At 66.0% G+C, this 21,341-nt stretch carries 17 protein-coding genes, 3 tRNA genes and 1 pseudogene; 13 read left to right on the top strand and 8 right to left on the bottom strand.

Annotated features, from left to right (window positions below; translation table 11 throughout):
• The first annotated feature begins 60 nt into the window (after positions 1-60).
• The 5 genes from K7I12_RS11615 to K7I12_RS11595 all read left to right on the top strand — a co-directional run bounded on the left by K7I12_RS11615 (position 61) and on the right by K7I12_RS11595 (position 2,243).
• The gene (locus tag K7I12_RS11615; protein WP_031382537.1) at positions 61-1,311 is read left to right on the top strand and encodes an aspartate kinase; all 1,251 of its coding nucleotides are present in this window, start codon (positions 61-63) and stop codon (positions 1,309-1,311) included.
• Positions 1,312-1,520: 209 nt separating this feature from the next.
• The gene (gene csrA, locus K7I12_RS11610; RefSeq protein ID WP_031382538.1) at positions 1,521-1,709 is read left to right on the top strand and encodes a carbon storage regulator CsrA; all 189 of its coding nucleotides are present in this window, start codon (positions 1,521-1,523) and stop codon (positions 1,707-1,709) included.
• Positions 1,710-1,803: 94 nt separating this feature from the next.
• Positions 1,804-1,896 (top strand) — tRNA-Ser (locus tag K7I12_RS11605).
• A gap of 49 nt (positions 1,897-1,945) precedes the next feature.
• Positions 1,946-2,022: transfer RNA gene (locus K7I12_RS11600), tRNA-Arg, on the top strand.
• Positions 2,023-2,166: 144 nt separating this feature from the next.
• Positions 2,167-2,243 (top strand) — tRNA-Arg (locus K7I12_RS11595).
• Between the two features lie 205 nt (positions 2,244-2,448).
• Here K7I12_RS11595 and K7I12_RS11590 read toward each other — a convergent pair.
• Together K7I12_RS11590 and lexA are read right to left on the bottom strand one after the other, a co-directional pair.
• The gene (locus tag K7I12_RS11590) at positions 2,449-3,429 is read right to left on the bottom strand and encodes a tRNA dihydrouridine synthase (RefSeq protein ID WP_035575077.1); all 981 of its coding nucleotides are present in this window, start codon (positions 3,427-3,429) and stop codon (positions 2,449-2,451) included.
• Between the two features lie 138 nt (positions 3,430-3,567).
• On the bottom strand, positions 3,568-4,041 hold the full coding sequence (gene lexA, locus K7I12_RS11585; protein WP_031382540.1) for a transcriptional repressor LexA: 474 nt from the start codon (positions 4,039-4,041) through the stop codon (positions 3,568-3,570).
• A 240-nt stretch (positions 4,042-4,281) separates the two neighbouring features.
• On the opposite strand from lexA, the gene smc reads away from it, so the two are divergent.
• From smc to K7I12_RS11555, 6 genes are all read left to right on the top strand, one after another.
• The gene (gene smc, locus K7I12_RS11580) at positions 4,282-7,788 is read left to right on the top strand and encodes a chromosome segregation protein SMC (protein WP_231664197.1); all 3,507 of its coding nucleotides are present in this window, start codon (positions 4,282-4,284) and stop codon (positions 7,786-7,788) included.
• A gap of 210 nt (positions 7,789-7,998) precedes the next feature.
• Positions 7,999-9,453 (top strand): cell division protein ZipA, encoded by a 1,455-nt coding sequence (zipA, locus tag K7I12_RS11575; RefSeq protein ID WP_031382542.1) that lies wholly within the window; start codon positions 7,999-8,001, stop codon positions 9,451-9,453.
• A gap of 177 nt (positions 9,454-9,630) precedes the next feature.
• A complete protein-coding gene (ligA, locus tag K7I12_RS11570) occupies positions 9,631-11,673 on the top strand; it encodes an NAD-dependent DNA ligase LigA (protein WP_231664196.1) in 2,043 nt (680 codons plus the stop codon).
• Positions 11,673-11,939 carry a YheU family protein gene (locus K7I12_RS11565; protein WP_231664195.1) on the top strand — a complete coding sequence of 89 codons (267 nt, stop codon included), beginning with the start codon at positions 11,673-11,675 and terminating at the stop codon, positions 11,937-11,939. Before ligA ends, K7I12_RS11565 begins: the two co-directional genes overlap by 1 nt.
• A 451-nt stretch (positions 11,940-12,390) precedes the next feature.
• A complete protein-coding gene (locus tag K7I12_RS11560) occupies positions 12,391-13,545 on the top strand; it encodes a patatin-like phospholipase family protein (protein WP_231664194.1) in 1,155 nt (384 codons plus the stop codon).
• 110 nt (positions 13,546-13,655) lie between these two features.
• Positions 13,656-14,459: a 3-hydroxybutyrate dehydrogenase gene (locus K7I12_RS11555; RefSeq protein WP_031382546.1), complete on the top strand. Its 804-nt coding sequence runs from the start codon at positions 13,656-13,658 to the stop codon at positions 14,457-14,459.
• 30 nt (positions 14,460-14,489) lie between these two features.
• On the opposite strand, the gene mnmC is transcribed toward K7I12_RS11555, so the two are convergent.
• The 3 genes from mnmC to K7I12_RS11540 all read right to left on the bottom strand — a co-directional run bounded on the left by mnmC (position 14,490) and on the right by K7I12_RS11540 (position 17,669).
• Positions 14,490-16,538: a bifunctional tRNA (5-methylaminomethyl-2-thiouridine)(34)-methyltransferase MnmD/FAD-dependent 5-carboxymethylaminomethyl-2-thiouridine(34) oxidoreductase MnmC gene (mnmC, locus tag K7I12_RS11550; protein WP_031382547.1), complete on the bottom strand. Its 2,049-nt coding sequence runs from the start codon at positions 16,536-16,538 to the stop codon at positions 14,490-14,492.
• A 262-nt stretch (positions 16,539-16,800) separates the two neighbouring features.
• Positions 16,801-17,100: a YciI family protein gene (locus K7I12_RS11545; RefSeq protein ID WP_031382548.1), complete on the bottom strand. Its 300-nt coding sequence runs from the start codon at positions 17,098-17,100 to the stop codon at positions 16,801-16,803.
• Between the two features lie 32 nt (positions 17,101-17,132).
• Positions 17,133-17,669 (bottom strand): septation protein A, encoded by a 537-nt coding sequence (locus K7I12_RS11540; RefSeq protein ID WP_031382549.1) that lies wholly within the window; start codon positions 17,667-17,669, stop codon positions 17,133-17,135.
• 101 nt (positions 17,670-17,770) lie between these two features.
• Between K7I12_RS11540 and K7I12_RS11535 the strand changes: the two genes are divergently transcribed.
• Together K7I12_RS11535 and K7I12_RS11530 are read left to right on the top strand one after the other, a co-directional pair.
• Entirely contained in the window at positions 17,771-18,658 is an 888-nt protein-coding gene (locus K7I12_RS11535) for a PHP domain-containing protein (protein WP_031382550.1), read from the top strand.
• A 279-nt stretch (positions 18,659-18,937) separates the two neighbouring features.
• Positions 18,938-19,561 (top strand): L-threonylcarbamoyladenylate synthase, encoded by a 624-nt coding sequence (locus K7I12_RS11530; RefSeq protein ID WP_031382551.1) that lies wholly within the window; start codon positions 18,938-18,940, stop codon positions 19,559-19,561.
• 112 nt (positions 19,562-19,673) lie between these two features.
• Here the strand turns inward: K7I12_RS11530 and K7I12_RS11525 are convergent, their stop codons facing one another.
• The 3 genes and pseudogenes from K7I12_RS11525 to K7I12_RS11515 all read right to left on the bottom strand — a co-directional run.
• Positions 19,674-20,156, bottom strand: coding sequence for a sirohydrochlorin chelatase (locus K7I12_RS11525; protein ID WP_051907325.1), 483 nt, complete (start codon positions 20,154-20,156; stop codon positions 19,674-19,676).
• A 166-nt stretch (positions 20,157-20,322) separates the two neighbouring features.
• Positions 20,323-20,547 (bottom strand): hypothetical protein, encoded by a 225-nt coding sequence (locus tag K7I12_RS11520; protein ID WP_031382553.1) that lies wholly within the window; start codon positions 20,545-20,547, stop codon positions 20,323-20,325.
• Between the two features lie 440 nt (positions 20,548-20,987).
• Positions 20,988-21,341 (bottom strand): annotated as a pseudogene (locus K7I12_RS11515) (hypothetical protein); the annotation flags it as partial.

The following is a 21,341-nucleotide window of genomic DNA, read 5'->3' as shown; positions in this document are numbered from 1 at the left end:
GTCCGGCCCTTTCTATAGGTCCAGGACGTTTCACTTACTCACTTCACGGATAGACAACCTATGGCGCTATACGTACAGAAGTTCGGTGGCACCTCGGTGGGCTCGGTCGAGCGCATCAAGGCCGTCGCCGATAAAGTCAAACGCTACCGCGACGACGGCCATCAGGTCGTGGTGGTGGTCTCGGCGATGAGTGGCGAGACCAACCGGCTGATCGAACTCGCCGGCCAGATCAACGACGAGCCGACGCCGCGCGAGATGGACATGCTGGTGTCCACCGGCGAGCAGGTCACCAGCTCGCTGCTGGCCATGGCCCTGCACAAGCTGGGCGTGCCGGCGACTTCCTACACCGGCGGCCAGGTCGGCATCCAGACCGACAGCGCGCACACCAAGGCACGCATCCAGCGCATCGAAACCGATGAGCTGCGCCAGGATCTCGACGAAGGCCAGGTGGTGGTGGTTGCCGGTTTCCAGGGAATCGACGAAGAGGGCAACATCACCACCCTGGGGCGCGGTGGCTCGGACACCACCGGGGTCGCCCTGGCGGCGGCGCTCAAGGCCGATGAATGCCAGATCTACACCGACGTCGACGGCGTCTACACCACCGATCCGCGGGTCTGCTCCAAGGCGCGTCGCCTGGAGTCGATCACCGTCGAGGAGATGCTCGAGCTGGCCAGCCTGGGCTCCAAGGTCCTGCAGATTCGTGCCGTCGAGTTCGCCGGCAAGTACAACGTCCCGCTGCGCGTGCTCTCGAGTTTCGAGGAGGGCGCCGGCACCCTGATCGTCGCTGATTCAGATGAAGAAGAGGATTCCATGGAAGAGCCGCTGATCTCCGGTATCGCCTTTACCGCCAACGAAGCCAAGCTGACCCTGCTCAACACGCCGGACGTGCCGGGCGTCGCCTCGCGAATCCTGGGCCCGATCGCCGACGCCAACATCGAAGTCGACATGATCGTCCAGAACGTGGCGCCGGCCGGCGATTACACCGACTTCACCTTTACCGTGGCCAAGGGCGATTTCAAGCAGACCCAGCGCATTCTCCAGGACGAGGTGATTCCGGCGCTGGGCGGCGGCGAGCTGCGTGGCGACGACAACATCGCCAAGGTGTCGCTGGTCGGTGTCGGCATGCGCTCTCACGCCGGTGTTGCTTCAAAGATGTTCCGCACGCTGTCCGACGAGAACATCAATATCCGCATGGTTTCCACCTCCGAGATCAAGATCTCCGTGGTGATCGACGAAAAGCACATGGAACTCGCGGTGCGTGCCCTGCACAAGGCGTTCGGCCTGGACAAGGACGACATCGAAAGCGAGTGAATCGGGCATAACGTGCCATGCGTTCTACGCTAGTGGTTGTAAGGAAACGCGAGCGGGCCGCACGGCTTTCATTCAACGTGGCGATCGGGTTTCATGGCTCGCTGAATTTGGCTCAGGCAGGTGTATGGCGCATAATCGTGCGCCATGCCTTCTATTGGCTGTAAAAATGCGCGCATCCCGTTGGAAGAACGTCTGAAAGGAGATCAGTCATGCTCATCCTGACCCGCCGAGTCGGCGAGACCTTGATGATCGGCGATGAGGTTACCGTCACGGTTTTAGGTGTCAAAGGTAATCAGGTCCGTATCGGTGTCAACGCGCCCAGGGACGTCGCCGTCCATCGCGAAGAGATCTACCAGCGCATTCAGCGTGAACAGACCGGCAACGACAGCAGCGAATGAGGTCCAGGGGTGTCTGAGAACGCCTTCCGAAAAAAACCTGGCAAGGGTGGACAAGATTCAACAGAAACGGTAACATACGCGCCGTGTTGATGAGGGAGAGGTGGCCGAGTGGCTGAAGGCGCTCCCCTGCTAAGGGAGTATAGGGCTTATACCCCTATCGAGGGTTCGAATCCCTCCCTCTCCGCCATACAAGCGTATATGTGCCCTCGACACGATCGTGAAGATGCATCGAAGATGCGCCCGTAGCTCAGCTGGATAGAGTACCTGACTACGAATCAGGTGGTCGGAGGTTCGAATCCTCCCGGGCGCGCCATCTTCCTGCCGATGGGTGTTTTTATTCACGCCCATTCCGCGTTTGGCAGCGAGTCAACGGGTTCGATTCAGCCAGCGTCGTCGTACTGCAAGCGAGCATTGCAGGCGAGAAATTGTAAAGTTGTAGAGCAGTGCACCGTGTTTAGCGCCCGTAGCTCAGCTGGATAGAGTACCTGACTACGAATCAGGTGGTCGGAGGTTCGAATCCTCCCGGGCGCGCCAGATCCCGATCCGCTCTCGCCTTTATGGTGAGAGCGGATTTTCGTTGGTAGGCTGTTTTTGCGAGTCGTTTCAAGAGATTTTCTCGACGCTTGCTTTCATGAATTTCCTTGGCAGCTTCAAGGGCCGTCGGCGAACGTCGCGGCCCCGAGCGGTCGTTTCGAGGCGCGCTGCCTGGCAGTGCGCCTCTTTTTTTATTATGCGGCGCTCAGTCGGCGAGGGCTGTCTCGGAGACTTCGGGAGCGCCATGCAGGCCGGCGAGGAACGGCGCCAGGCGCGTCTCGCGGCGCAGCGCCTGGAAGCGGCGGGCAGCTTCGTCGTCGCGCCCGCGCATCTGGTTGAGCCACTGTTTCAGCAGCGCCACCACCACTTTCTCCGGTAACGTCTCACACTGGCGGCGGGCGTAGGCGTCGAGAATGTCCGCGCGGCGCTGCCAGCGCGTTTCCGGCAACCGCTCGCCGGTGCGTTGCCAGTGGCGGATACGTGCCGGCAACGCCGGGTCGGCAAGCACCGCGCGGCCCAGCATCACGTCCTCGCAGCCCGACAGGCTGCGCGCCTTCCAGTAGTCGGCGAGCGTCCAGATATCGCCGTTGGCGATCACCGGGATGGTCAGCCGCTGGCGAATGCGCGCGATCCATTCCCAGTGCGCCGGAGGCCGGTAGCCCTCGTTGCGGGTCCGCGCGTGGACCACCAGATGTCGGGCGCCGCCGTCCTCGGCGGCCTGGGCGCAGGCCAGCGCCAGACGCCGGTCGGCGAAGCCCAGGCGGATCTTGGCGGTCACCGGTATCCGCTCGCCGACCGCCTCGCTCACCGCCGACACCACCCGCTGGACCCGCTGCGGATCACGCAGCAGCGAGGCGCCGCCATCGTGACGGTTGACGGTCTTGGCCGGGCAGCCGAAATTCAGATCCAGGCCGGTGGCGCCCAGGCGCAGCGCCTGGCGGGCATTGGCCGCCAGCGCCGCGGGGTCGGAGCCCAGCAGCTGCAGATGCACCGGCACGCCGCTCGGCGTCGCCACCGCGTCCTGGCGGGCCTGACGTCGGTCCGGGTGAAGCTCCGGGCAGTGCTTGTAGAACACCCGCGGCGGCAGTCGCGCATCGACCACCCGCACGAATTCGGTCACCGTCCAGTCAAGGCCCTTGTCTCGCGTCAACAGATCGCGGGTCACGGCATCGATGACGCCTTCCATGGGCGCCAAGCCGATTCGGCCGGGATGAAGTAGCTTGGCCACGTGGCAACCTAACTCTGAGTATGTGAGACGCCGTGAACTCAGGCGGGACATTGTACCCGTCGCAGTGCGACGGCGAGACGCGGAACCGATAGCGCATCAGGCCGCGATACTGGGCTGACGCATCACGCCCATCACCAGGCCGAGCACCTGGACGTCATCGTTCTTCAGATAGATCGGCGGCATGCTGGCGTTGGCCGGCTGCAGGCGCACCCCCGACTTGTCGATGTAGAGCTTCTTCAGGGTGACTTCCTTATCGTTGATCATCACCACCGCGGTTTCGCCGTTCTCGGCGCTCTCCTGACGCTCGATGATGATCACGTCGCCGTCGAAGATGTTGCAGTCGATCATCGAGTTGCCGCGCACCCGCAGGGCATAGGTATTGCGACGCACCATGCGCGAGGGGATCGACACCGTGCTGGTGTCGGGACAGGCCTCGATCGGCAGGCCGGCGGCGACCTGGCCGAGCAGCGGGATCTCGACCAGATCGGTTGCGTCGATCGCCTCCCAGGCGCCGTCGTTGAGCGGCAGGTTGGGCTGGCGTTGCAGATAGTGCGGTGTGGCGTGCTGCATGACCCTCTCCCTCGAGTGCGAGGCCGTCGGAACGAAGCCAGAGCCCTGAAGGCAGGACCCGGCGCCCACGGCAATGCGCATCATAGCAAGCCCGGCGAGGCGGGCAAACGCACGCGACCAACATTCATCGCCGGCGGTCGCGGCGTCCGCCGACGGGCATAGAATCACCGCTTGGGCGCGGCCCGGCAGTTCGGTAGACTCACCGGTTGACCGTTGGCGTCGAGGAAACCCCACACCCGCATGCGTCTCAAATCGATCAAGCTGGCCGGCTTCAAGTCGTTCGTCGACCCCGTGAGCGTGCCGTTCGACAGCAGCATGACGGCGATCGTTGGACCCAACGGCTGCGGCAAGTCCAACGTCATCGACGCGGTGCGCTGGGTGATGGGCGAATCCTCGGCGAAGACGCTGCGCGGCGAGTCGATGACCGACGTGATCTTCAACGGCTCCACCGGGCGCAAGCCGGTGGGCCAGGCCTCGATCGAACTGTTGTTCGACAATCGCGACGGCAGCATGGGCGGGCCCTATGCCCAGTACGCCGAGATCGGCGTCAAGCGCGTGGTCACCCGCGACAGCCAGTCGAGCTACTTCTTCAACGGCCAGAAGTGCCGGCGCCGCGACATCGCCGATCTGTTCATGGGCACCGGGCTGGGGCCGCGCTCCTACGCGATCATCGGCCAGGGCATGATCTCGCGGCTGATCGAGGCGCGTCCCGAGGAGCTGCGCTCGACGCTGGAGGAGGCCGCCGGCATCTCCAAGTACAAGGAGCGGCGCCGCGAGACCGAAAACCGCATGCGCCGCACCCAGGAGAACCTCGAGCGCCTCGACGACATTCGCGAGGAGCTCGACAGGCAGCTCGAACGCTTGAAGCGCCAGGCCGAGGCAGCGCGACGCTACCAGACCCTCAAGCAGCAGGAACATCGCCTCAAGGGCGAGTTGGCGCTGTTGCGCGGCCGTGCGCTGCGCGCCCGGCAGGGCGAGCAGGAACATCGCGTGCGCGAGCTGGAGACCCAGGTCGAGCGCGAGATCCTCGGCCAGCGCCAGTGCGAGAGTCGGCTCGAACAGTCGCGCCAGGAACACGACCGCCTGGCCGAACAGCTCGAGGCCCATCAGGCGCGCTTCTACGAGACCGGCGCGGCGATCGCCCGGCTCGAGCAGCGCCTCGAACACGCCCGCCACCAGCAGCAGCAATTGGCCCGCGAGCTCGAATCCGCCCGCCGCGAACTCGGCGAACTCGACGAACTCGGCGAGGCCGACGCCGAACGCCTGGCGCGACTCGACGAGCGCCTGGAGACCCTGGGCCCCGAGCAGGAGGAGACCGCCGAGTCGCTGGCCGAGCTCGAGGCGAGCCTCGACGAGGCCGAGACAGCCTATCAGGACGCGCAGCAGCGCTGGGAGCATTTCAACGAGGCGGATCGTCAGGCCTCCCACGACGCCGAGCGTGCCCAGGATCGGGTGCGCAACCTGGAGCGGGGCCTGGAAGCGCTGGGCGGCGACCTCCAGCGGCGCCGCCAGCAGCGCGACGAGCTGCCTGATCAGCGCGAGCTGCGCGAGCGTCGCGAGACGCACAACGAACAGCTCGCCGAGATCGATCTCGGGCTCGAAGCGCTGGAGGCCCGCCGCGACACCACCCAGGCCGCCCGCGACGCCGATCGCGAGGCGCTGCGCGAGCTGGAGGCCGCCCGCGAGGCGGATCGCCAGCGGCGCAGCCAGCTACAAGGCGAGCTGGCCTCGCTGGAGGCACTGATCGCCGCCAGTCTCGACGATCAGCACGCCGCGCTGGATACCTGGCTCGCCGAGCGCGGCCTGGCCGACGCCCCGCGGTTGGCCGAGGGGCTGAATGTTGCGCCTGGCTGGGAGCGCGCGGTGTCCTGGGTGTTGGCGTCCTGGCTCAACGCGCGGCTGCTGCCGGAGTTGCCGCGCCGGGCACTGGATAGCGCCCCGCAAAGCGGCGAGCTGGCGCTGGTCGAAGGCGCCGCGGGCGGGCCGGCGGCGGCGGGAACGCTGGCCGAGCAGGTCGAGGGCGCCGGCGCCGCGACATCGATACTGGTGCGGATTCGCTGCGCCGATGACGCCGGCGAGGCCTGGGCGCGGCGTGACGCGCTGGCCCCCGGCGAGAGCGTGCTCAGCGCCGACGGACTGTGGCTGGGCGACGGCTGGGCGCGCTATCTGGGCCTCGCCGATGGCGCCGACAGCGTGCTCGCCCAGCAGCGCCGGCGCGATGCGGCCCGCCTCGAGCTGGAGCGGCTGGAAGCGCGGCTCGCCGAGTGCGAACAGCGGCTCGACGCGCTTCAGGATCGCGACAGCGAACACGAAAGGAGCCTCGAGGAGGTGCGCGTCGCCGAGCGCGATCTCGGCGAGCGGCGTCAGCAGGCAGCGCTCGCCGAAGGCAACCTCGCCTTGCGGCTTGAACACGTCGATGCCCGCGCGCGGGAACTCGACGCGGACATCGCCGATCTTCAGGCGCAGCGTGAGAGCCGGGCGCTCGAACTCGAACAGGCCCGCGAACGCTGGCAGGCGGCGATGGGCGAACTCGAGGACAGCAGTCAGCGCCGCGAAACCCTCGAGCGCCAGCGCCGCGTTGCCCAGGAAGCGCTCGCCGCTCAGCGTGCTCGGCTGCGGCCGTTGCAGGAGCGTTCGCAGCAACTGGCGCTGGAGCATCAGCGGCTGACCGCCGAGCATGCCGGGCTGGCCGAGCAGCGCACGCGCAGCGCCGAGACGCGCGCCCGGCTCGAGGACAAGTGCGGGGAACTCGAGGCAAGCCGCGAAACCCTGCGCGAGCCCGAGGCCGAGGAACGCGAGCAGCTCGACGAACTGCTCGATCGCCACGCCCGCGAGGAACAAGCCCTCAACGCCTGTCGCGACGAGGCACAGCAGCTCGGCGAGCGGCTGCGTGAAACCGAGGCGACGCGTCAGCAGCACGAGCGCAATCTCGAGGGCATCCGCCATCAGCTGGAAGAGGGGCGCATGCAGGTGCAGGCGCTCAAGCTCAAGGCCGACGCCCAGGACGAGGTGCTCGCCGAACTGGGCTACGGTGGTGCAAAGACGCATGCGCTGGCCGAGGCACTCGATCCCGAGGCTACCGAATCGGTCTGGCAGACGCGCCTCGAGGAGGCCGCCGACAAGGTGCGCCGGCTGGGGGCGATCAACCTGGCGGCGATCGAGGAATATGACCAGCAAGCGGAACGCAGGGACTATCTCGAGGGTCAACATGCCGAGTTGAGTGAAGCGCTCGAGACCCTTGACCGGGCGATTCGCAAGATCGATCAGGAAACCCGGACCCGCTTCAAGGAGACTTTCGAACGGGTCAATGAGGGGTTCGGAGCGCTTTTTCCGCGGGTTTTCGGCGGCGGCGCGGCCTGGCTGACGCTGACCGGCGAGGATCTGCTGGAAACCGGAGTCGCCATCATGGCGCGCCCGCCGGGCAAGAAGAACAGCACCATTCATCTGCTCTCGGGGGGCGAAAAGGCATTGACCGCCTTGTCGCTGGTGTTTGCCATCTTCCAGCTCAATCCGGCGCCTTTCTGTATGCTCGACGAAGTCGATGCTCCACTCGATGATGCTAACGTGGGGCGCTACGCGAAGCTGGTTAAGGACATGTCCGAATCGGTGCAATTCATCTACATTACCCACAACAAGATCGCCATGGAGGCCGCCGAGCGGTTAATGGGCGTGACCATGCAGGAGCCGGGCGTGTCGCGTCTGGTTTCGGTGGGTGTCGAGGAGGCCGCAGAGCTTGCCGATGCATGAAAACTTTGCAGTCAATGCTTGCAGCCAATGCCGCAATGCATTAACAACGCAAAAGACCAACGATAAACAGGCAGAATTGAAGGGCGGTTGCACTGGGCTGAGGAAAGAGTTGACTTTCTAAATAAAGTGGCCTTTTTTTTAGCAATCGCGCTATGCTAGTGACCAACTGGACATCAGGCATGGCGCCTTAGCAAACAGGCAAGACGACCCATGGAACTAAGAGAGTGGTTGATCATCCTCGGGCTGGTATTGGTGGCAATCATCGTCGTCGACGGTGTGCGTCGCCTGCAACGCCAGCGTAAAGTCCCTCGCCTCGACGAGGTGCCGAGCGGTGCGAGTAAAGCGGATGAGGATAATGGCGAGGCGCTCGACCCCGAAGAGGCGGCGCGCCGGGCCGAAATCAATTGGGAGTTGCCCAACGGCGGGGCAAGGGTCGTCAGGCCGGCTGCGCAGACCCCAGTCGAGCCGAAGCCCAAGTTACAGCGTCAGGAGCATCCTGGACCTTCCAAGGTCTTTGCGCGCATGAGCCGCTCCGGCGAGCCGGATGAACGCATGGCGCATCGAGAGAGCCCGCGAGAGAGCCCGCCGGCGCAAGCGGGCCGCTACGCAGACGAACCTGCGCCCGCTGCCGAGGCGGCACGCGAAGAGAGCGCATCGCCGACGCCACGCCGCGAACCGAGCATGAATGTGGACGCGACCGAGCGAGCCACCGACACCGCCCAGCCGCGTCGCAGCGTCGAGCCGCCGGCGGTGCGCGATGACGATGAAGTGCCGGCCACCGATACCGATGCCGGCCGTGCGCGCGGCAAATCGGCGATGGCCGCCGCGTTGCGCTCCGGCGGTCAGCGTGTCTCGCAATCGATGCAACGCATGACCTCGGCGTGGCAGCGTCACGAAGCCGCGCCCGCGCTGCATGACGAAGACCATGAGCCGAGCCTGGACGGCAACGGTGGACGTAGCGAAGAGTCGCGTGGCGACGCACGCCGCGAAGAGTCCTGTGGCTTGGTCTTCCCGCGTTTCGCCGACCAGCGCCTGGAGCCGGTGGGCTCGACGGTTACTCAGGGTGGCGATGATGACGCCTACGAGGCCGAACGCCAGGACATCGTCAGCCACATGCCCCGCGAGGAAGCGCCGCGTGAGGACGTGGTGACGGTGCATCCGGTGGTCGAGAAGGCACAGCGTCATCACGTCAGCGCGCAGCGTGCCCGCGAAACGCTGGCACATTCCGACGAGATCGTGGTGATCAGCGTCATGTCGCGTAACGAGGAGGGTTTTGCCGGCACCGACCTGCTCAATCTGATGCTCGCCTGCGGCCTGCGTTACAGCGAGATGGGCATCTTCCTGCGCTACGAGACCGAGGACAACGAGAGCGAGTTGCAGTTCGCGATGGTCGACGTGGTCAAGCCGGGCACCTTCGATCTCGACACCATGGACGACTTCAGCACCCCGGGCGTGACCTTCCTGATGCCGCTGCCCGGCGCGCGGGATTCGGCGGCCGCCTTCGAGGCGATGGTCGAGACCGCGATGGTGATCGTGCGCAACCTGGGCGGCGAGCTGAAGGACGAGAATCGCAGCGTGATGACCGCGCAGACCGTCGAGTTCGCCCGCCAGCGGGTTCAGGAATTCGAACGTCGCTACCGGTTGCATCGCTCTCATGCCAACTGAGGCCAATTGAGGGCAACGGAAAAAAGCCGTCTCTCCCTTCTGTGAGCCCCTGACGGGGCTCTTTTTTTTGCGCCGCCGTCTTGCCGCGCTTCCGCTGCCGGCTTTGCCGGGCTGGCTTTGCCCCAGGCCGCGCGCGTCTTACACTCTGTCTTTTGCCGCACCGAGACCGCGCCTGTCATGAGCCAGACCGATCCCCAACTGCTCGACGAGATCAATCGCCTGCGCAGTGAACTCGACGACGCCAACTACCGCTATTACGTCCTCGACGAGCCGGAGCTCACCGACACCGACTACGATCGGCGTTTGCGACGCCTGGAGGAGATCGAGCAGGCCCACCCCGAACTGGTGACGGTGGATTCGCCGACCCAGCGGGTCGGCGCCGCGCCGGCCGAAGGCTTCGCCGCGGTCGAGCACGCGGTGCCGATGCTGTCGCTGGACAACGCCTTCGACGAGGACGAGATCGTGGCCTTCGCCAAGCGCCTCAATGATCGCCTGGAGCGTAGCGACGACGATCTGGCATTCTGCTGCGAACCCAAGCTGGACGGCCTGGCGGTGTCGCTGGTCTACGAGCAGGGGCGGTTCGTCAGCGGCGCCACCCGCGGCGACGGACGCACCGGCGAGGGCATCACCAGCAACCTGCGTACGCTGCGCTCGATCCCTCTCAGGCTGCGGGGCAGAGAATTTCCCGATTTACTGGAAGTGCGTGGCGAGGTCTACATGAGCCATTCCGGCTTCGAGGCGCTCAATGCGCGGGCCCGCAAGGAGGGCAACAAGGTCTTCGCCAACCCGCGCAACGCCGCCGCCGGCAGCCTGCGCCAGCTGGACTCACGGATCACCGCCCGGCGCCCGCTGGAGTTCTGCGCCTATCAATTGGTCAGTCGGGAAGCTACCAGCCTTGCCAATATCGACGCTCCGCATAGCGAGCAAATGAAATGGCTACGATCCTGGGGCTTTCGCACCAGCCCGGAGCTTGCGGTCGTCAAGGGTAGTGCGGGCGTGCTCGACTACTGCCGGACCCTGGGCGAGAAGCGCGAGCGGCTCGATTACGATATCGACGGGGTGGTGCTCAAGGTCGACGACCTGCGAGCGCAGCGCGAACTGGGCTTCGTCGCCCGCGCGCCGCGCTGGGCCATCGCCTTCAAGTTTCCCGCCCAGGAACAGGCCACCCGGCTCAACGACGTCGAGTTCCAGGTCGGGCGTACCGGGGCGATCACGCCGGTGGCGCGGCTCGAGCCGGTCACCGTCGCCGGGGTCACGGTCGCCAACGCCTCGCTGCACAACGCCGACGAGATCGCCCGGCTGGGGGTGATGATCGGCGATAGCGTGGTGATCCGCCGCGCCGGCGACGTGATCCCCCAGGTGGTGCGGGTGGTCGCCGGCGAGCGCCCCGACGACGCTCGCGAGATCGTCTTTCCCGATCACTGCCCGGTATGCGGCTCCGCGATCGAGCGGATCGAGGGCGAGGTGGCGATCCGCTGTCCGGCCGGGCTTTATTGTGCGGCCCAGCGCAAGGAGGCGCTCAAGCACTTCGCCAGCCGACGGGCGCTGGATATCGACGGGCTCGGCGACAAGCTGATCGATGCGCTGGTCGAGCGCGGCTGGGTCAAGACGCCGGCCGAGCTGTTCGCGCTCGGCGCCGGCGATCTGGCCGAGCTGCCGCGGATGGGCGAGAAGTCCGCCGCCAACCTGGTCGGGGCCCTGGAGCGGGCCAAGCACACCACGCTGCCGCGCTTCATCTACGCGCTGGGCATCCGCGAGGTCGGCGAAGCCACCGCCAGCAACCTGGCGCGCCATTTCGGCACGCTTCAGGCGCTGATGGACGCCGACCAGCCGGCGCTGGAGGCGGTCGCGGATATCGGCCCGATCGTCGCCGCGCACATCCACGCCTTCTTCAGCGAGAGCCACAATCGCCAGACGGTGACCCAGCTGCTCGAAGCCGGGCTTAACTGGCATGAAGAGGCGGTAGACGAGCGTCCGCAGCCGCTGGCCGGCCAGAGCTGGGTGCTCACCGGCACGCTGGAGAGCCTGACCCGCGACGAGGGCAAGGCGCGGCTGCAGGCGCTGGGCGCCAAGGTCGCCGGCAGCGTTTCGAAGAAGACCGCCGCGGTGGTCGCCGGCGAGGCCGCCGGCAGCAAGCTGGCCAGGGCGGAGGAACTGGGCGTCGAGGTGCTCGACGAAGCGACCTTCCTGGCGCGCCTCGATGAATGGGAGCAAGGCTGATGAATGATCGCTTCATCGAAGTACCGTATCGCATGCTGCCAGGCGAGACGCTGGATGCGCTGCTCGAGAGCTACGTCACCCGCCAGGGCTACGACACCACCGATACCGGCGAGGGCATGCGCGGCTGGGTGGCCGAGCTCAAGCGCCAGCTCGAACGTGGCGAACTGCTGATCGCTCATGATCTCGAGACCGAAACCACCGAAGTGATGACGCTGGCCCAGTGGCGCGCCTTCGGCCGCGACCTGGCCGATGACGAGGAAGGCTAGATGGCTACGGGCTACGGGCTACGAGCTACGAGCTACGGGCTACGGGCTACGGGCTACGAGCTACGGGCTACGGGCTACGAGCTACGAGCTACGAGCTACGGGCTACGAGCTACGAGCTACGAGCTACGAGCTACGAGCTACGAGCTACGAGCTACGAGCTACGGGCTACGGGCTACGAGCTACGAGCTACGAGCTACGAGCTACGAGCTACGAGCTACGAGCTACGAGCTACGAGCTACGAGCTACGAGCTACGAGCTACGAGCATCGCGCCGCAAGACAGGAGGCGCTCCGCTGCGCCAAAGTCGCCAACTGCGCTGCCCTTATAGGGATCTCGCTGCATGTTGCGGTGCAACACTCTCTTTCCTAGAGTGAGAGGTCGAGTCGTCGCCATGACGGCACTTATCGCCAACGACGGGGTCGATTCGTTACCGTCTCGTCAGGGGGGGCAACATGTCACGAGCCATGAATATCCTGGTATTGCAGGGCGGTGGGGCGCTCGGCGCCTATCAGGCCGGCGTCTACCAGGCGCTTCACGAGGCGAGCATCGAACCGGACTGGGTGGTGGGTACCTCGGTGGGCGCGATCAATGGCGCGCTGATCGCCGGCAATCGCCGCGAGGACAGCCTTGCCCGGCTAACAGCGTTCTGGACGCGCATCGCGCAACCCGGCTATAGCCAAGGCGCCGTGCTGGAAAGCCATGAGGCGCGTACCGCCAAGTTCATGGCGTTAGTGTCCGGCGTGCCGGGTTTCTTTCGGCCGCGTCCGCCATGGCTGATCCCCTATACCCATAATCTCTGGGACGTTCCACCGAGCTTCTACGACACTGCACCGCTGCGCGAGACGCTGGAAGAGCTGGTCGACTTCGAGCGGCTGGGTACCCGCGATCTGCATGACGGCACCCGGCTGAGCGTCGGCACGGTGAATATCGCCAAGAGCGCGATGCGTTATTTCGACAGCCAGTACGATACCCTGCAAAGCGCGCATATTCTTGCCAGCGGCGCCCTGCCGCCGGGCTTTCCGCCGGTGTGGATCGACGGCGAGGCCTACTGGGACGGTGGGCTGTGCTCCAACACGCCGATGGACTATGTGGTGGAAAGCGAGCGTCCGGGCAGCGACATGCCGATCAATTGCTACGTCGTCGATCTGTGGAGCCCCGAAGGGCCGGTGCCCGAAACCATCGCCGATGCCATGCTGCGCGAGAAGGACATCCAGTATTCGACCCGCGCCGGTCATAACCTGCACTTTCTCAAGGAACTCAATCGCCAGCGTCAGGCGATCAAGACCCTGGGTCGGCACCTGACCGAGGAGGCGCGCCAGCGCCCCGAGATCCAGCAATTGCTGGAGCAGACGCAGCGCTCGCCGGTCAACATCGTACGACTGCTGGCGCCGGTTCGCGAGCGTGAAACCGCCCAGAAGGACATCGACTTTTCCTACGCCACGATCATGGAGCGCTGGCGGATGGGGCTCCGGGACATGACCCGCGCGCTTGAGATATGCCCCTGCCGGCGCGACCCGGTCAGCGACGACATCGGTGCCAATGTATGCAGTTACCGCAGTCGGCAGGACGGTGAGTTGGAAGACATGACCGATGCGTCTTACGTTTGAGCCGTTGCCAAGCGCTTTTTGATGAGGCTAGTTTTCTAGACTGAGCGACGCCGGTGGCGTCGCCCGCCAGCCTGGCACGCGTCAGGCGAATCGACCAAGGAGAGAGTGCAATGTCACAGCATCCGGCACAGGACCGCATCCAGGACAAGGTGGCGCTGATCACCGGCGCGGCCAGCGGGATCGGCAAGGAGATCGCGATTCTGTTTGCCCGCCAGGGGGCCAGGGTGGTGATTCTCGATCTCGATCGCGAGGCGGCCGAGGCGGCGGCCCGCGAGATCGCCGAGCAGGGCGGCACGGCGCTCGGCGTGGCCGCCGACGTGACCGACGAGGCCCAGGTCGAGGCCGCCTTCAAGCAGGTCGCGGATACCTACGGGCAACTCGACGTAATGATCGCCAACGCCGGTTCACAGCACGTCGAGCCGATTCACAAGCTCTCCTACGAGGCCTGGAAGAAGGTCACCAACATCCAGCTCGACGGCAGTTTCCTGACCACCCGCGCCGCCTTTCGCCAGATGATGCAGCAGGAAAGCGGCGGCTGTCTGCTCTACATGGGCTCGGTGCATTCCCACGAGGCTTCGGCGATGAAGTCGCCCTACGTCACCGCCAAGCACGGCCTGCTGGGGCTGTGCCGGACCATGGCCAAGGAGGGCGCGGCCTACGGCATCCGTGCCAACACCATCTGCCCAGGCTACGTGAAGACGCCGCTGGTCGAGAAGCAGATCCCCGATCAGGCCCGCGAGCACGGCATGAGCGAGGAGGAAGTGATCGAGAAGGTCTTCCTCAAGGACACCGTCGACAAGGAATTCACCACCGTCGCCGACGTCGCCGAGACCGCGCTGTATCTCGCCACCTTCCCCTCCAACGCGCTGACCGGCCAGTCGATCGTGGTCAGTCACGGCTGGTTCATGCAGTAATCCGCCAGCGGTGCCTTGCTGGTGTCCCGCTCACGCCACGGGCGGATTGTTGGCGCGCACCAGCTCGGCGATCAGGCGCCGGCCGGGATGCAGGTGATCGGCGAGCTCGCGTTCCATGGGCAACGGCTCGTTGCAGATCCGCGAGGCGATCAGTTCGGCGCATAGCGGCGCGCTGGCCAGCCCCCGCGAGCCATGCGCGGCGCTGATCCACAACCCCGGATGATGGACGCCGGGGGTTTGCGGCACGCGCCGGGCGTCCTTGGCCAGCGACGCGTAGTCGGCTCGCCAGCGGGGCGCATCCGGCACCGGCCCGGCGTAAGGCGTCTTGTCGGGGCTCGCCGCGCGCACCGCGGCGCGTCCGTCGAGTTCGCCCGGGGCCAGCCGCGCGCCGGCCTTCTCAAGCGCCTGCACGAAGCCCGGCAGTGCGCGCTTGAGTTCGGCCAGGTTCGCCGCATGATCGGCCTCGCGCAGCGCGGCGTCGTCATCGTTGGGCACGAAGCTGGCGCCGAAGCTCAGCACGCCGTCGCAGGCCGGCGCCACGTAACCGCCGGCGCAGACCACCCGCTCGAGCGTAGGGCTGCCCGGTGGCAACGCAACGCTCGACAGCTGGCCGCGGATCGGTTGCAACGGCAAATCGGCGTTCTGGGCGAAGCGGCTGGCCTGGGTCGCCGTGGCGATCACCACCTGATCGGCGACGAGCGTTTCGCCGCCCGCCAGTTCCAAGCGCCAGCCCGCTGCGTCGCGCCGCAGACTTTCGACCGCGGCGCGCCTGAACGTGACGCCCGGCGTGGCCGCCAATGCCCGGCAGAGTTCAGCGGGGCGCACCCAGCCGGCCTGTGGATACTCCAAGCCACCATGAGCGAGCGCCAACTTGCCGGTCAGCCCGGCGCGCTGGCTGGCCTGCTGCTCGTCGAGCCCCTCGACCACCGACGCCGGCAGGGCGTGATTGGCGAGAAAGCGCTGCTGACGGCGCGTCTCGCGCTCCCCCGTCGCCAGTTGCAGCACGCCGCAGTCCTGCCACAGCCGGCGCTGCGGATCGATCTCGGCGAGCCAGCGCCGGCTGTGCAGCAGCCCGGCCAGATAGACGCGGCTCTGACGATTGGTCTCGGCGGCCAGTTTGACGTAGAGCGCGCCCTGGCGATTGCCCGAGGCCCCGGCGCCGGGCGCCTGGCGATCGAGCAGGATGACCTGGACGCCGCGCCGCGCCAGGGCCTGGGCGACGCAGCCACCGGCCAGTCCGGCGCCGATCACCGCGACGTGCCGCGTTGGCTGGGGCGGCGGCGGAATGAACCAGGGCGTCCGCCGTCGCCGCTCGTCCTCGGCGGGCGTTGCCAACGTGGCGCACAGCATTTCGCGCTTGCGACCGAAGCCCGGCGCCTTGCGCCAGGCGAAGCCGGCGGCGGCGAGCCCGCGCTTGACGATCCCGGCGCAGGTGAAGGTGGCCACACTCGCCGCCGGCCGGCTGGCCAGGGCCATGGCCGCGAACAGTTCCGGGCGCCACATCTCGGGGTTCTTGCCGGGCGCGAAGCCGTCGAGAAACCAGGCGTCGACGTGGCCGTCCAACCGCGCCAGGCACTCGGCGCTGTCGCCGAAGTGCAAATCGAGGATCACGTTGTCGGCGAGCCATAGCCGGTGCACGCCACTGACCGGCTCGGGCCATTGCGCGAGCAGCCGACACGCCTTGGACGCCAGATCCGGCCAGGCGCTCAGCGCGCGCGCAAGGTCCGCGTGGGCGAGCGGGAAGCGCTCGGTGGAAACCAGGTGCAAGCGGGCTCCGCCCGGCGCATGAGTCTCGAAGCAGGCCCAGGCGCACAGCATGTTGAGCCCGGTGCCGAAACCGCTCTCGCCGATCACGAACGGGCGCGACGCTTGCCAGGCGGCGAAGCGCCGGGGCAGATCGTTGCCGGCGATGAACACGTGCTGGGTCTCGGCGCGACCATCGTGGCGCGAGAAATACACGTCGCCGAAGTGGCTGGAGTGTGGCGCCTCGCCGATCTCGTCCATCTGCCAGGTCAGTTCGGCCGGGGTCAGCGCGGTGAGCGGCGACTGCGGACGGGCAGGGTCATCGGCGCTTGGCAGCACGGCTACGCTCCTTAAAAAAACAACAGGCCTTGAACAAGCTGGCCTTGGATCAGCTGACCTCAAGCCAGTTGGTCATTATTTGATCGATCTTGGCGAGACGGCGTGGTCGTTGCCCAGGCGCGGGGTGTCCGCCGTCTCTTAACAGGGTTTTCCACAGCGACTGTGCAAAAAAGGGCTGTGGGAAACTTCACCGTGGATAACCTGGTGGCAAGTTTTTCTTTGCAAAGGCAAGAAGTTGGCGATGGCCTGTCAGCCTGTGTCAGGGCAGGACCTTCTTGAACGGCTTGACGGTGACCCTGGCGTAGACGCCGGCGATGGCGTACGGGTCGGCATCGGCCCAGGCCCGGGCGTCGTCGAGGCTGTCGAATTCGGCGATTACCAGGCTGCCGCTGAAGCCGGCGTCGCCGGGGTCGTCGGCATCGACCGCCGGATGCGGGCCGGCCAGCACCAGGCGCCCCTCTTCGCGCAGCTTCTCGAGCCGGGCCAGGTGATCGGGGCGCGCCGACTGGCGCTTGTCCAGGCTGTTCTTCACGTCTTCGCTGAGGATGGCGTAGAGCATTGAGTATCTCCTTGTTATCACGAACTGGCTTGTCATTGGGGACTGGTCAGATAGCGACGCAGATAGAAGCCCTGGGCGATGATGAACGCCAGGGTCAGGCCGAGCATGCCGAACAGCTTGAAATCCACCCAGGTGGCCTCGTCGAAGGTCTTGAAGACGTAGACGTTGAGCAACGCCATGGCGGCGAAGAACGCGACCCAGGCGAGATTGAGGCGCTTCCAGGCCGCTGCCGGCAGGCTCATGGCGTGGCCCATCATGCGTTCGATCAGCGTCTTGCCGCCGAACAGCGGCGCGGCCAGGAAGACCAGCGCGAACAGCGCATTGACCACGGTCGGCTTCCACTGGATGAACGCCGGGTTGCGAAATATCACCGTCGCCCCGCCCAGCACGACCACCAGTGCCAGGGTGACCAGCTGCATCTTCTCGACGCGCTTGTAGCGCCAGCGGACGAAGCCGACCTGAGCCAGCGTGGCGGGAATCAGTACCAGGGTGGCGAGCACGATGTCGTCGCTGAACTGGTAGACCGCAAAGAAGATCGCGATGGGCAGAAAGTCGATAAGCAGCTTCATGGCAGGAATCCCGTGTGGCGCAGGCCGAGTTGGCGTTGACCCGTTGCGAAGGGGCGCGCACCATAACCGGTCCTATTCTGACAAAGACGCCCGCCGGCGTCATGCCCATGATCGCACTCCCCGATTCGCTCGACGCCGTCGCCGGTGTCGATTTGCATATGCACTCCACCGCCTCCGACGGCGCATTGCTGCCCGCCGAGCTGATGGCGCTGTGCCACGGCCGCGGCCTGAGCCACGTGGCGCTGACCGATCACGATACCGTCGCGGGGATGGCCGAGGCCGCCGCGGCGGCCGATCGGCTGGGGCTCAAGCTGCTCGCGGGCAGCGAGCTGTCGGTGCAGTGGCGGGGCGTGAACATCCACGTGCTGGGCTATCTGCCCGCCGACGTGCAGGGTACGCTCATCGAGGGGTTGGCGGCGCAGGCCGAGGCCCGCGAGCGGCGCAGCGTCGAGATCGCCAAGCGGCTCGAGGCGATCGGCCTGGACGACGCGCTGGCCCGGGCGCGCGCCTGCGCCGGAAGTGCGCGCCCTCTGGGGCGGCCCGATTTCGCCCGGGCGCTGGTCGAGGCCGGCTTGGTGCCCGACATGGCCGCGGCGTTCAAGCGCTACCTGGGCGCCGGCAAGCGCGGCGACGTCAAGATGCACTGGCCGTACCTCAGCGCGGCGATCGGCTGGGTGCGCGACGCCGGCGGGGTGGCCTCGCTCGCCCACCCGCTGCGTTACGGGCTGACCCGACGCAAGCGCGGCCTGCTGCTCGACGACTTCGCCGCGGCCGGCGGCGAGTCGGTGGAATTGATCAGCGGCTTCCAGAATCCCGACCTGTCCAGCGATCTGGCGCGCCAGCTCAATGAGCGCGGCCTCTATGCCTCGCTGGGCAGCGATTTTCATTTTCCCGGCGGGCCGTTGGCGCCGGGCAGCATGAGCGCTGCGCCGCGTACCCCGGTCGCGCCGCTGTGGCGGCATCCGCGGTTGGCGGCATTCGCCGGTTGAGTCCGACCCCGGGCGAAGTCCTGCTAGCAGCCTGTCGGACTTAACGCTGATCTGCTGCGAAACCCGGGCTTTCGGCCAATTTCATTCGCTCTGATTCGTTAAATAGCGCGCTATTCGCCTCATCAGATCGATCAACTTGTCTCGAAATCCGCTTTTCTCGCGACGATCGGTCAAATCCGACAGACTGCTAGGCTGGCTTTAGAGTCCTAGCGCGATGCCAGCCACTCGCAGGCGCAGCCGCCCGTCAATTTCATCCCGTCATGTCCCAGGGAGGTGCCCATGACCCAATTCTTCCAGATTCACCCCGAGAACCCGCAGAAGCGGTTGATCGACCAGGCCGTCAAGATCATCAAGGAGGGTGGGGTGATCGCTTACCCCACCGATTCGGGCTACGCGCTGGGTTGCCACCTGGGCGACAAGAAGGCCATCGAGAAGATCAAGTGGCTGCGCTCGCTGGACGACAAGCACAACTTCACGCTGGTGTGTTCGGACCTGTCCGAGATCGGCACCTACGCCAAGGTCGACAACGCAGTGTTCCGCCTGCTCAAGAATCAGACGCCGGGCGCCTATACCTTCATTCTCAACGCCACCAGCGAGGTGCCGCGCCTGCTGCTGCATCCCAAGCGTCGCTCGATCGGCGTGCGGGTGCCCGACCATCGCATCACCCTCGCGCTGCTCGCGGCGCTCGGCGAGCCGCTGATGAGCGTGACGCTGATTCCGGTCGGCGAGGAGTTGCCGATGACCGACCCGGAGATGATTCGCGAACGCTTCGGCGCGCATCTCGACCTGGTCGTCGACGGCGGCGCCTGTCACCTGGAGCCAACCACGGTGATCGACCTGCGCGAACTGCCACCGACCATCGTCCGCGAAGGACGCGGCGATACCGCGCCGTTCACCGCCTAGGAAAAACCCAATTTTTCCTTAAAGGGAAAATCGATAAGCCGCTCGAGCAGCTCGACCACAAAATTGCCACCAACAGCGCCGCTGGGATTTGAAGATCGGGAGAAGGCGCTCTTCAAGTGATCTCGGCGCCAAGGGCCGGCAGCTCCAGCAGCAGTGGCTCGCCGGCGAGGGCTTGCTGCAGGCGGGTGGCGAGGATGTCCACGTTGTCCGCCAGCAGCTGCGCCAGGCGCAGGTCCACCGTCGCCTGGTGGTCGACCAGCGGCCGGGCCACCTTGATGCCGAGCCGCGGGTAGCTGGCCTGGACCTCGGCCAACCGCTCGGGCAGGTAGTCGGTCAACGCCTGGCTGGGGCCGAAGAAGAACGGCAGGATGATCAACTCGGTCACGCCCTGCGCGGCGGACCGCTCGGCCAGCGGCCCCAGCGTCACGGCCTTCTCGCCAGCGAGCTGCTCAGGGTCGATCTTGCAGGAATGCAACAGCGAGGTGGCCTCGACCGCCTCGCCTGTGGCCCGGCTCAGGGCCAGGGCGAGCCGGCGCAGGTTGAGTGTGGCCTGCGGACGCAGCGAGCCGTTGTCGACGAGCAGTATCTTCCGCATGGGATCTCACGGTTGGCGCTGGGCGGGATGCTGGCGCGCATGACGGTAGCGCTCATCACACTACCCAGCCGGAGCGCGAGTCAAGTCGCTATGTCGGTCGGCTCGCGAATCGCAACGAAAAACCCCTCCGTCGGGAGGGGTAAACGATCGAACGTGTGAAGCGGAATCAGTCTTCATTGATGACGATGTCACGAGCCTCGCCGGCACGTACTTCGTCCCAGGCCTGGTCGAGGGTGTAGTTCTGATGGGCATTGATCGTATCGAGCACTTCTACGGCATCCTGCAGGGACTCACCGCCGGCTTTCAGGGCGACCACCAGCTTGGCAAGGTCCTGCTTGCTGAAGGTGTTGGCGATGTCGTCGGCATGCTGGGTCAGTTGGCTGCAGTTCATGGTTCTATCCTCATGTAAGGTCATCATCCCCCGGGAAGTCCCGTCTTGGGGCGGCCATCTCCGATGGCGTTCTGGTGCCTTAGCTACTCATGCTGGGCCGGGTAAGTGCCCGATGCTGCAACAGCGATAGGGTCACAAGCGTTCAAGACCTTCGCTTCTGGCGCCTGGGTCGAATCAAGGCATGGCGCTCAGGTGTAGCCGGGGTCAGGTCGGTGAGTCGGGGGTAGCGACGCCCTGCCTGAACCGTGATTTCACTATGAGTTAGAACAAGACGCGCCACAAAGCGCCATTAGCTGCATAAGTCGTTGTAGCAAAACTACATAAGGTGGATTCGAGCCCGGGCCAGGTAGCGAGACTACCGGATGCGCTCTGTTTGACTGATGAGCCGAATATTTCGTCTATGCGGCTCATAGGGTGAGCCGGATTGATTCATTATCGGCTCACTGACCGAGCACTGACCCAGGCCGACCGGCAAGGCAATCGGCTTTATGCCACGTCGCGCCGGTCAATTCGCAGGAGACCTGCCACAGCCGCTCGGCGATGGCCCGGTCCCGGGCCGCCGGCGACATACGGGCACGCTTGGGCGCGCCACGCGTCTCGGCGATACCGGCGGGGCCGAGGTAATCGCCGGGGCGAACGTCGCTGGCGGTCGCTGCATGCAGGGTAGGGCGCGCACCCGCGGCGGCGGTCTGGCTGATCCACGGCATCAACACCTTGAAGAGACTACCCACCACCGCGCGGCTTTTGACGCCATGATCGAACAGCGCCGTACGCGCGAGACCGGGGTGAGCCGC

Origin of the sequence: Halomonas sp. IOP_31, assembly GCF_021151495.1 — a bacterium.
Lineage (GTDB): Bacteria > Pseudomonadota > Gammaproteobacteria > Pseudomonadales > Halomonadaceae > Modicisalibacter > Modicisalibacter zincidurans.
Note: the sequence above shows the minus strand (reverse complement) of the source record. Positions and strands in the feature narration are given on the sequence as shown.

Excerpts from the sequence above, each read along its gene's own strand:
- K7I12_RS11615 (WP_031382537.1), top strand. The coding sequence starts at position 61 with ATGGCGCTATACGTACAGAAGTTCGGTGGCACCTCGGTGGGCTCGGTC.
- csrA (WP_031382538.1), top strand. The coding sequence starts at position 1,521 with ATGCTCATCCTGACCCGCCGAGTCGGCGAGACCTTGATGATCGGCGAT.
- K7I12_RS11590 (WP_035575077.1), bottom strand. The coding sequence starts at position 3,429 with ATGGAAGGCGTCATCGATGCCGTGACCCGCGATCTGTTGACGCGAGAC.
- lexA (WP_031382540.1), bottom strand. The coding sequence starts at position 4,041 with ATGCAGCACGCCACACCGCACTATCTGCAACGCCAGCCCAACCTGCCG.
- smc (WP_231664197.1), top strand. The coding sequence starts at position 4,282 with ATGCGTCTCAAATCGATCAAGCTGGCCGGCTTCAAGTCGTTCGTCGAC.
- zipA (WP_031382542.1), top strand. The coding sequence starts at position 7,999 with ATGGAACTAAGAGAGTGGTTGATCATCCTCGGGCTGGTATTGGTGGCA.
- ligA (WP_231664196.1), top strand. The coding sequence starts at position 9,631 with ATGAGCCAGACCGATCCCCAACTGCTCGACGAGATCAATCGCCTGCGC.
- K7I12_RS11565 (WP_231664195.1), top strand. The coding sequence starts at position 11,673 with ATGAATGATCGCTTCATCGAAGTACCGTATCGCATGCTGCCAGGCGAG.
- K7I12_RS11560 (WP_231664194.1), top strand. The coding sequence starts at position 12,391 with ATGTCACGAGCCATGAATATCCTGGTATTGCAGGGCGGTGGGGCGCTC.
- K7I12_RS11555 (WP_031382546.1), top strand. The coding sequence starts at position 13,656 with ATGTCACAGCATCCGGCACAGGACCGCATCCAGGACAAGGTGGCGCTG.
- K7I12_RS11545 (WP_031382548.1), bottom strand. The coding sequence starts at position 17,100 with ATGCTCTACGCCATCCTCAGCGAAGACGTGAAGAACAGCCTGGACAAG.
- K7I12_RS11540 (WP_031382549.1), bottom strand. The coding sequence starts at position 17,669 with ATGAAGCTGCTTATCGACTTTCTGCCCATCGCGATCTTCTTTGCGGTC.
- K7I12_RS11535 (WP_031382550.1), top strand. The coding sequence starts at position 17,771 with ATGCCCATGATCGCACTCCCCGATTCGCTCGACGCCGTCGCCGGTGTC.
- K7I12_RS11530 (WP_031382551.1), top strand. The coding sequence starts at position 18,938 with ATGACCCAATTCTTCCAGATTCACCCCGAGAACCCGCAGAAGCGGTTG.
- K7I12_RS11525 (WP_051907325.1), bottom strand. The coding sequence starts at position 20,156 with ATGCGGAAGATACTGCTCGTCGACAACGGCTCGCTGCGTCCGCAGGCC.
- K7I12_RS11520 (WP_031382553.1), bottom strand. The coding sequence starts at position 20,547 with ATGAACTGCAGCCAACTGACCCAGCATGCCGACGACATCGCCAACACC.